The following is a 10,381-nucleotide window of genomic DNA, read 5'->3' as shown; positions in this document are numbered from 1 at the left end:
TTCCCATTTATTTTCTTATTGTTTTTAATCTGTTTCATGAAATCATGGAAGGATTTTTTATTTATTAGCAGAACTTACTTCTGGTGTAGTTTTATTGCTAATATTTTTACCAGGTAAAGGGGATGGCTATGGAGGTAATTAGTTATACGATCCAAGCGGTTTTAACGGTGTTTACTTTTTATTGCTTTGTTATCTCGCTTTTCGGTTTTTACCGCAAACATGAGGACTGTTTACTACCGCCTAGTTCCCGACTTGCCGTAGTAGTGGCGGCCCACAATGAGGAGAGGGTCATCGGTGAATTAATAAGGAACCTTCATGGATTAAATTACCCAAAAGATTTATATGACATATATGTTGTAGCGGACAACTGTATTGACGATACGGCGAAAATAGCGGCTGAAAGAGGCGCCCTGGTTATTGAAAGGTTTAACAATGTGGAGAAAGGGAAAGGTTATGCGCTTGAATACGCTTTTAACGAAATATTTAATTCCGGCATAGAATATGACGCGGTTGTTGTCTTTGATGCGGACAACCTGGTTTCCAAAGATTTTTTAATGATAATGAACACACACTTGTTAAAGGGCGAAAAGATTATTCAGGGCTATTTGGACACAAAAAATGCCGAGGATACTTGGATAACTAAGGCTATCTATATATGTTACATTATTACAAACCGTTTCTTACAACTGGCAAAATATAATTTAGGTTTGACCTGTGCCCTCGGAGGCACGGGAATGTGTCTTTCTGTTGATGTTCTTAAAAAGTATGGTTGGGGTATGACTTCGCTGACTGAAGATCTTGAATTCCAGACAAAGGCGCTGATGAACAATCTTAAAGTCACCTGGGCGCACGACGCCAGGATTTATGATGAAAAGCCGCTTACTCTGATGCAGTCATGGCGCCAGCGCAAACGCTGGATGCAGGGTCACTGCAACGTAGCCGGGCGTTATATGTTTAAATTATTGTGGGAGGGTATTACCAACAAAAATTTCGCGATGGTTGACGGGGCATTATATTTGGTCCAGCCGTTCTTTTGGATGTTTACCGGGCTAGGTATGATCACCAATATCATTATCGGACCTGAGATATTGATGGAGAACCCCCAGTGGGCGGTATTAGGTTTCTTCGCCCAATTCTTTTACTTTAGCCTGGGGCTGGCGATGGAAAGAGTAAGACCAAAAGTTTATTGGTGGCTGTTTTTTTACCCGATTTTTGCTATTACATGGATTCCTGTTGCATACATCGGGTTTGCCATGCGCAAGAATAAAGAATGGAATCATACTTTGCATATCAGGGATATTAAACATGAAAATCTGCAGAATCTTTATTTGCCAGCCAAAGCTGATGACCGGAGGACCAGTTAGAGTTTAGGTATCAATTCTTGCCCCTAAAATAGGACGAAAATAATGATTAATTAGCAATCCCGTACCACTTTGAGAGTGATACGGGATATCTTTTTTGCTATTTCACGGAATATAAAATTTGATGTATAATTTACTCAGTTTGGAGCAGCGCTTGTTATTAGTGCGATTTTATTTGTAAAAGGTAACTTTTTACTATCCTGTTAACCCTTAAAAAGATTATTTTTACCACAGAATTATTATTGTATTATTATGCATAATTATGTATAATTATAAATATTGGCATAAGCTTGATGGAAGAGTTTAATGTTAAAATGTACATACAATCAGTTGACTTGCGAAGATGTATTAATAAACATTTTCTAATTAAAATGGGAGGTTGCTTTAGTGGAGAGCGAATGTAATCTATCCGGCGGAGTAACAGCGGCTGCCGGCTTTCAGGCGGGCACGGCTTCCGCCGGGATAAAGTATAAGATAAAAAAAGATATAGCTGTAATTTGTTCTAACGTACCGGCAGTAGCTGCCGGGGTTTTTACTACTAACATTGTAAAAGCCGCGCCGGTTTTAGTTTCAATGGAACGTATTGCCGGAGGGAAAGCGCAGGCGATTGTTATGAATAGCGGAAACGCCAATGCGTGCAACGGTGAACAGGGGATGGGCGATGCTCTGGCAATGGCATCCGCGGCGGCCACCGTTCTGGGAATTCCTGAGGAACTTGTTCTTGTGGCTTCCACCGGGGTGATTGGACAGAAAATGCCTATGGAAAAAGTGCTGCTGGGTATTCGGCAAGCTGCCGGTGAAATAAGCGCGGTTGGAGGCACAATGGCAGCCGAGGCGATTATGACTACCGACACTGTTCCCAAAGAGACTGCCCGGAAAATTGTCATAGGTGGAAAAACGGTGACTGTTGGCGGGATGGCTAAAGGTTCAGGGATGATTCACCCTGATATGGCCACCTTATTATGCTTTATTACTACAGACGCCGCAATATCTCCTAACTGTCTTCAGCGGGCACTAAAACATGCTGTTTCTTGCAGCTTTAACATGATTTCTGTAGATAGGGATACCAGTACCAACGATACGGCGGTAGTTCTTGCAAACGGTTTTGCCGGGAACCCGGTTATTGACAATGAAGGTGATGAATACATATCGTTTCGTGATGTTTTGACTGATGTCTGTGTTAACCTAGCTATAGATATTGCCAGGGACGGAGAGGGTGCGACCAAACTAATCCAAGTGGAGACACGCAACGCGCTTACCCTTGAAGATGCCCGCCTGGCAGCGAAGTCAGTAGCCGGGTCAAATTTGGTCAAAGCAGCGATATTTGGCCGGGACGCCAACTGGGGAAGAGTTTTATGCGCCGCCGGTTACTCTGGGGCTAATTTTGACCCTGGTAGGGTAGATATTTTTCTCGGGAACGAACAGGTTACTAAGAAAGGTTGTTCTGTCGAGTTCAGCGAGGAAAGAGCTTTGGAAGTTTTAAATAATGATACTGTAAGGATCATTATTGATTTTAATATTGGAAAATATGATGCTACAGCCTGGGGTTGCGATCTTACCTATGATTACGTCAGAATAAATGGAGATTACCGGACATAGGAGGGGTTTAGGATGTCTACAGCCATTGAAAAAGCGGCTATTTTAGTGGAGGCTTTGCCATATATAAAGAAATTTTACGGCAAGACTGTTGTGATAAAATACGGCGGCCACGCTATGATTAACAATGAACTTAAAGAAGCCGTGCTTACCGATGTGGTGCTGATGAAATATGTTGGGATACAGCCGGTGATTGTTCACGGGGGCGGCCCGGAAATAACCGGAATGCTGAAACGGGTAGGCAAAGAGTCAAGATTTGTAGACGGTTTACGGGTTACAGACGAGGAAACCATGGAAATTGTCGAAATGGTTCTGGCAGGTAAGATTAACAAGGATATTGTAGCCCAGATCAACCGCATCGGCGGGCGGGCGGTTGGTTTGTCAGGCAAAGACGCGAACCTGTTCCAAGCGGTTAAAAAACTGCATAAGATACGGACGCCGGAAGGCAGGGAAGAAATGGCGGACATCGGGTTTGTAGGCGATATCAGCAGGGTTAATCCTGAGATAGTGGCCACGGCCATTGCCGAAGGGTACATCCCGGTTGTGGCTCCGGTGGCTGTCGGCGCTGCGGGAGAGAGCTATAACGTTAACGCCGACTATGCCGCAGGACGACTGGCGGTGGCTCTCAACGCGGATAAGCTGATAATTCTTACCGACGTGGAAGGAATCATGGCCGACCGGAGCGACCCGCATTCTCTTATTTCAGTCCTGAGGGTAGATGAGGTACCCAACCTAATTAAGCAGGGAAAAATCGACGGAGGGATGATCCCGAAAGTAGAATGCTGTCTGGACGCCTTGGCCGGTGGAGTTAAATCTACACACATTCTTGACGGCAGGGTTCAACATTCCATTCTATTAGAGGTTTTTACGGATAAGGGAATCGGGACAATGGTGGAAAATTGACTTGTGAGGAGGAAATGTAGTTGAAATATAAGGTATTTGTTGATGGCCAGGAAGGTACTACCGGCTTAAAGATAAATGAACGTTTGTCAGGACGAGCGGATATAGATATTCTCAAGATTGATCCTGAAAGACGAAAAGACCCCGAGGAACGCCGTGCGTTTTTAAATAACGCGGATATCGCTTTCTTATGTCTGCCTGATGACGCGTCCAGGGAATCTGCGGCGCTTGTTACCAATAACAGGACTAAAATTATCGACGCCAGTACTGCCCATAGGACTGATCCCAACTGGACATACGGTATACCGGAATTAAGCAAAAATCAGCGGGCGCTGATCAAGGATTCGCATAGAGTAGCCGTTCCAGGTTGCCATGCCACGGGGTTCAATATGGCTCTTTATCCGCTTATCCAGGAGGGGATAGTACCGAAAGATTACCCGGTAACCTGTCAGTCTGTAACTGGTTATAGCGGAGGCGGAAAAAAATTAATAGAGAAATACGAAGGAACTGGCGCGGATAAAAAGAACCTAGAAAGTCCTCAGTTTTACGCATTAAGTTTGAAACATAAACATTTACCTGAGATGCAAAAAGTAAATGGGCTTGTATTTCCACCTCTGTTCACCCCAATTGTTGGCGATTTTTATCAAGGGATGGTTGTCGCGGTTCCTTTGTTAGCGAGATTGTTGAGCAAGAAAATTTCAGCCGAAGATGTGCAAAATATTTTGGCTTCATATTACGCATCCGAACGTTTTGTGCGCGTTATGCCGTATGGATCGGAGAGTTACCTCGATAACGGGTTTTTAGACGCTACCGGGTGTAATAACACCAACCGGATTGAAATATTTGTTTTTGGAGATAGTGAGCAGATATTGCTTTTATCACGCCTTGACAATCTTGGCAAGGGAGCTTCGGGAGCGGCGGTACAGAATATGAATATCATGCTTGGTTTAGATGAAGGGATAGGTTTAGAGTAAGGAGGTTTCATGATGAACACAAAAGAAATAATCGAGTTGGGCGATAAATACCTAATGCGCAATGTGGGACGCCTCCAGTTGGCCCCGGTGAAAGGCGAGGGCGCCTTGATGTGGGACGCCGACAGAAAGGAATACCTGGACTTTGTAAGTGGCATTGCTGTCAACAATCTGGGTCACTGTCACCCGGAAGTAGTGGATGCTATTAGCCAGCAGGCTAAAAAGCTCATTCACTGCTCCAACCTGTATTACATTGAGCCCCAGGCGCTTTTGGCAAAGCTGTTAGCGGAGAATTCAGCCATGGATAAGGCTTTTTTTTGCAACAGCGGTGCGGAGGCCAACGAAGCGGCGATTAAATTGGCCCGTAAATACGCCAAGATCAAGCATGGAACGGAAAAGGTGGAAATTGTCACCGCCTTGAATTCCTTCCACGGCCGGACCCTGGCGGCTATTACCGCGACGGGGCAACCTAAATATCAAAAAGGGTTTGAGCCACTACCTGGCGGGTTCAAATACGTTCCATTTAATGATTTAGATACTTTGGAGCAGGCTGTCGGCCCGGCCACTTGCGCTGTGATGCTTGAACCGGTTCAGGGGGAAGGCGGTGTCAATGTGGCGTCGCGTTACTACTTGGAAGGAGTGAAAATGCTCTGCCAAGAACATGGCGCGTTGCTGATTTTCGACGAAGTGCAGACCGGTTTGGGGCGAACCGGACGTTTTTTGGCTTATCAGCACTACGGTGTGGAGCCTGATATCATTACCCTGGCTAAAGCGCTGGGCGGGGGTTTTCCTATCGGCGCCATGCTGGCGACAGACGAAGTCGCCGCGGCTTTCCAGCCGGGGGATCATGCCTCCACTTTTGGCGGCAACCCGCTGGCCTGTGCTGCCGCGCTGGCTGCCATGGATTTGCTGCTTACTGGTGGCGTGGTGGAAAATGCAGCCGCCGTGGGCGCCTATATGTATGATAAGCTGGTGGAGTTGGCCGGAAAATATGATTATGTAAAAGAAGTTCGCGGGCTCGGCCTTTTGCTGGGAATTGAGTTAAAAATAGAAGGCAAGGATATCGTTAACGGTTGCCGTGAGAAAGGACTTTTAATCAATTGTGTCAATAATAATGTACTTCGTTTTATCCCACCGCTGACAATAACAAAGCAGGATGTAGACCATGCTGTGGGGATACTGGAGGGAGTTATGGGTAATTGCTCAGTATGACGTGACGCTTACCTGTAGGACGATTAGGGAGCTCTAATTCAAAGGAGCGAATGAGTCTACTGATTAGTAGAGAACTGTCTAAGTGAGCGAAGCAGTGAGTTTGACCTTCGCCCGAGAGTGAATGACGGGAGGTTTGGCAATGCCTAAGCGGAATGACATAAAAAAGGTTCTGGTAATAGGTTCCGGTCCGATTGTTATCGGTCAGGCTGCGGAATTCGACTATGCCGGTACCCAGGCCTGTAAGGCGTTGCGCGAAGAAGGTATTTCCGTGGTGCTGGTTAATTCCAACCCGGCTACCATTATGACTGATCTTGATATTGCGGATCTGGTTTACATAGAGCCGCTCTCATGGGAAAGCTTAGCCAGGATCATTGCCCGGGAACGCCCAGACGGACTGCTGCCTACCCTGGGCGGCCAGACCGGTCTGAATATTGCCGTGGAATTAGCGGAAAAAGGTGTGCTGGCTGAGTACAAAGTGAAGTTATTGGGAACCTCGCTGGAGGCTATTAAACATGCCGAAGACAGGGAGCTTTTTAAAAAGCTGATGCTCGAAATCGGTGAACCGGTGCCTGACAGCGCTATCGCTGAAAGCGTGGAAGAATGTCTTTCTTTCGCCAGTTTGAACGGTTATCCGGTCATTGTCAGGCCGGCTTATACCCTTGGCGGAACAGGCGGTGGGATTGCTTATAATGAGTTCGATTTAACTGAAGTTGCCAGCCGTGGCCTCAAGATGAGCATGATCGGCCAGGTGCTCCTGGAGCAAAGTGTTGCCGGATGGAAAGAGATAGAATACGAGGTAATGCGGGACGGCGCAAACAACTGTATTACTATTTGCAATATGGAAAACATCGACCCGGTTGGTATTCATACAGGGGACAGTATTGTCGTAGCCCCGTCTCAGACTCTTTCTGATAAAGAATATCAGCTCCTGCGGTCGGCTTCTTTGCGGATTATTCGCGCGCTGGAAGTGGAAGGTGGATGCAACGTCCAGTTTGCCCTCGATCTTAAAAGTATGAATTATTTTGTAATCGAGGTTAATCCCAGGGTCAGCCGCTCAAGCGCGCTGGCTTCCAAAGCTACCGGCTACCCGATAGCGAAGATGGCCGCCAAGATAGCCATTGGGCTTAATCTGGATGAGATTGTCAACCCCGTTACCGGCAAGACCACGGCCTGCTTCGAACCGGCTTTAGACTATGTGGTTGTGAAGATACCACGCTGGCCTTTTGACAAATTCGGCAGCGCTGACCGGACCCTGACTACTCAAATGAAGGCTACAGGGGAGGTTATGTCTATTGACCGTACTTTTGAAGGGGCGTTAATGAAAGCGGTGCGTTCTTTGGAGGTGGGTGTGGATAGCCTCCATTTGCGCGGGGCCGCTGCCTGGTCTGAGATGGAACTCCAGGATAATCTTTCATATCCCAACGATCTTCGCCTTTTTGCCATAGCCGAGGCTTTCAGTCGCTTTTGGAGTATGCGTGAAATAGCCCAACTTACCATGATCGATTATTTTTATCTTAGCAAAATAAAAAAAATAATTGAGCTGGAATGTAAGCTGCGTGCCGAGGGCCCCAAGCCCTCTCAGGATTTGTTGCGCCGCGCAAAAATTTGTGGTCTGCCTGACTCTTTGATCGGCCGCCTGACCGGACGGACGGCGCGAGACGTGCGCGCTTTGCGCAAGGAGTATGGGGTTGTTCCCACTTATAAAATTGTTGACACCTGTGCCGCCGAGTTTGCCGCTGTCACTCCCTATTATTATTCAACTTATGAAGATGAGGACGAGGTGCCGGTTTCCGGGCGGCCAAAAGTGCTTGTTTTAGGTTCAGGGCCGATTCGCATCGGGCAGGGTATAGAATTTGATTACTGTTCTGTTCATTCAGTATGGGGGTTGCAAAAGGAGGGCGTCGAAGCCGTAATCATTAACAACAACCCGGAAACAGTCAGCACTGACTTTGATACAGCCGACAAACTTTATTTTGAGCCGTTGACTCTGGAAGACGTGTTAAATGTAATAGAGAAAGAAAAGCCTCTCGGTGTAATTGTCCAGTTTGGCGGGCAGACAGCAATCAACCTTACCGCCGGACTTGTCTCAATGGGTGTTAAAATTCTCGGTACCCCGGTGGAAGGGATTGATACAGCCGAGGACCGCGGCAAATTTGAAAAATTGTTAACGGAACTTGGTGTGCCGCAGTCGGAGGGAAAATCGGCAACAACAGTTGAAGCAGCCCGGGACATAGCCGAGAAGTTAGGCTACCCTGTCCTGGTAAGGCCATCTTACGTACTTGGCGGGCGCGCGATGGAAATTGTCAATAATACAACCGAGTTGTTGAAGTATATGGCTACTGCCGTTCAAGTTTCTCCCAGACATCCGGTGCTGGTTGATAAATATATTCTTGGAAAAGAAGTGGAAGTGGACGCTATCGGCGACGGGCGGGAACTTTTTATCCCGGGGATCATGGAACACATTGAGAGAGCCGGAGTACATTCGGGTGACAGTATTGCCGTTTATCCGCCCCAGACCTTAAGCCGCCAGGTGGTGGAAAAGATTGTTGAATATACTTTGAAGATCGGCCGGGCCCTGCAAATCTGCGGACTGATTAATATTCAGTATGTTGTAGATGACAGCGGGGTCTACGTCCTGGAAGTAAACCCGCGTGCATCACGCACTGTCCCAGTATTGAGCAAGGTTACCGGGGTTCCGATGGTTCAAGCGGCAACGAGAACAATGCTGGGCAGAAGTCTGGCGGATTTGGGTTACCATCCCGGACTGGGACCCGAGCATGGTTTTATCGCTGTGAAAGCGCCGGTATTCTCCTTTGAAAAGCTCAGCCAGGTTGAGATCTCGCTGGGACCTGAAATGAAGTCAACCGGTGAAGTAATGGGGGTTGACCGCACATTTTCTCATGCCCTGTATAAAGCGATGCAGTCAGCCGGTTTGCGGGTGGCGTTTAGCGGAGACGTGCTTTTTTCCGTAGCGGACCGGGATAAAGAGGAAGCTATACCTCTGGCGCGTGAATACGCTATCCTCGGGTTCCGGCTTCAGGCTACCACCGGTACGGCGGAATTCCTGAAAAAAGCTGGGCTGGCGGTGCATGAAGTAAAAGAAACGGTTACCTTAGTTCGTTCCGGGAATATAGCTCTGTTGATTAATACCCCCACCCGGGGGAAAAACCGCGAGCGGCCGGGCTTTTTGCTAAGGAGAACCGCTGCTGAATATAAAGTGCCTTGTCTAACTTCACTTGACACCGCGCGTGCGTTATCTGTAGTACTGCACTATCTAAAGCAGGGCGGAGGGCCGGAGCCGTTAAGCATGGCCGAATTCGGGGCGTAAAGCGTAGCGTTGAGCTTTTTGAGGGAGGGGATATTATACTTGGATGCAAAGAAAGTTGATTTAAAGGGGCGCGACCTTTTAAGCCTGCATGATTTCAGTCCGGATGAAGTGACTGCCATTATTGAGCTGGCCGGGGAATTAAAAGAAAAACAAAATTTTAAGATACCCCATGCTTGCCTGCAGGGAAAGGCTTTAGGACTGATCTTTCAAAAGTCTTCCACCCGTACCAGAGTTTCCTTCGAGGTAGCCATGTACCAACTTGGAGGTTACCCGATGTTTTTAAACACAAATGACTTGCAGCTCGGGCGGGGCGAGAGTATCGCCGATACAGCCAGGGTACTCTCCCGCTACCTGGATGGCATTATGATAAGAACTTACTCTCATGCCGAAGTAGAAGAACTGGCACGGTATGCCACCATTCCGGTGATAAATGGGCTGACCGACCTCCTGCACCCCTGCCAGATCCTGGCCGACCTGCAAACTATAAAAGAACGGAAGGGAACTTTTGCCGGTTTAAAGCTGGCCTATGTCGGGGATGGTAATAATATCTGTCATTCCCTGCTATTCGGTTGCGCCAAGGTGGGTATGGACATTAGTGTGGCCTGCCCCGAAGGATATATGCCTGATGGGGAAATCATCCGGTTAGCGAGAGAAGACACTTTGTTGACCGGCAGCAAGATGGAAGTACTGACCGACCCGGTTGAAGCAGTCTCGGGAGCTGATGTAGTAGTAACCGACGTCTGGGCCAGCATGGGGCAGGAAGCTGAACAGAACAGACGGGCCGGCGTATTCCCCCCGTATCAGGTCAATGAAAAGCTGGTTGCCCACGCCGCGCAAGATTACATCTTTCTTCATTGCCTGCCTGCCCACCGGGGCGAGGAAGTAAGCGCCGAAGTGATTGACGGGCCGCATTCAGCAGTCTGGGATGAAGCGGAAAACCGCTTGCATGCTCAGAAGGCTGTTTTGGCTTTACTGTTATAATTTATTGACATACGTGAATAACTGTTGTAGAA

Annotated in this window: 7 protein-coding genes; all 7 read left to right on the top strand. The window is 47.7% G+C overall.

The genetic code is table 11. The annotated features are described in order from the left end of the window. The first annotated feature begins 128 nt into the window (after positions 1 to 128). The 7 genes from L7E55_RS06915 (at position 129) to argF (ending at position 10,349) form a co-directional block, all read left to right on the top strand. On the top strand, positions 129 to 1,364 hold the full coding sequence (locus L7E55_RS06915; RefSeq protein WP_277443372.1) for a glycosyltransferase family 2 protein: 1,236 nt from the start codon (positions 129 to 131) through the stop codon (positions 1,362 to 1,364). A gap of 384 nt (positions 1,365 to 1,748) precedes the next feature. After that, the gene (argJ, locus tag L7E55_RS06910) at positions 1,749 to 2,960 is read left to right on the top strand and encodes a bifunctional glutamate N-acetyltransferase/amino-acid acetyltransferase ArgJ (RefSeq protein ID WP_277443371.1); all 1,212 of its coding nucleotides are present in this window, start codon (positions 1,749 to 1,751) and stop codon (positions 2,958 to 2,960) included. Between the two features lie 12 nt (positions 2,961 to 2,972). Further along, positions 2,973 to 3,860 (top strand): acetylglutamate kinase, encoded by an 888-nt coding sequence (gene argB, locus L7E55_RS06905; protein WP_277443370.1) that lies wholly within the window; start codon positions 2,973 to 2,975, stop codon positions 3,858 to 3,860. Between the two features lie 20 nt (positions 3,861 to 3,880). After that, positions 3,881 to 4,831, top strand: a complete 951-nt coding sequence (gene argC / locus L7E55_RS06900) for an N-acetyl-gamma-glutamyl-phosphate reductase (RefSeq protein WP_277443369.1) — start codon at positions 3,881 to 3,883, stop codon at positions 4,829 to 4,831. Positions 4,832 to 4,843: 12 nt separating this feature from the next. Then, positions 4,844 to 6,040, top strand: coding sequence for an acetylornithine transaminase (locus L7E55_RS06895; protein ID WP_277443376.1), 1,197 nt, complete (start codon positions 4,844 to 4,846; stop codon positions 6,038 to 6,040). A gap of 139 nt (positions 6,041 to 6,179) precedes the next feature. Next, a complete protein-coding gene (gene carB / locus L7E55_RS06890) occupies positions 6,180 to 9,368 on the top strand; it encodes a carbamoyl-phosphate synthase large subunit (protein ID WP_277443368.1) in 3,189 nt (1,062 codons plus the stop codon). A 39-nt stretch (positions 9,369 to 9,407) separates the two neighbouring features. After that, complete coding sequence (gene argF, locus L7E55_RS06885; RefSeq protein WP_277443367.1) at positions 9,408 to 10,349, top strand: ornithine carbamoyltransferase; 942 nt, start codon at positions 9,408 to 9,410, stop codon at positions 10,347 to 10,349. The last annotated feature ends 32 nt before the right edge of the window (positions 10,350 to 10,381 follow it).

Origin of the sequence: Pelotomaculum isophthalicicum JI (genome assembly GCF_029478095.1) — a bacterium.
GTDB classification, from domain to species: Bacteria; Bacillota; Desulfotomaculia; order Desulfotomaculales; family Pelotomaculaceae; genus Pelotomaculum_D; species Pelotomaculum_D isophthalicicum.
The sequence above is the reverse complement of the archived record's forward strand: the minus strand, read 5'-3'. Positions and strand labels throughout refer to the sequence as shown.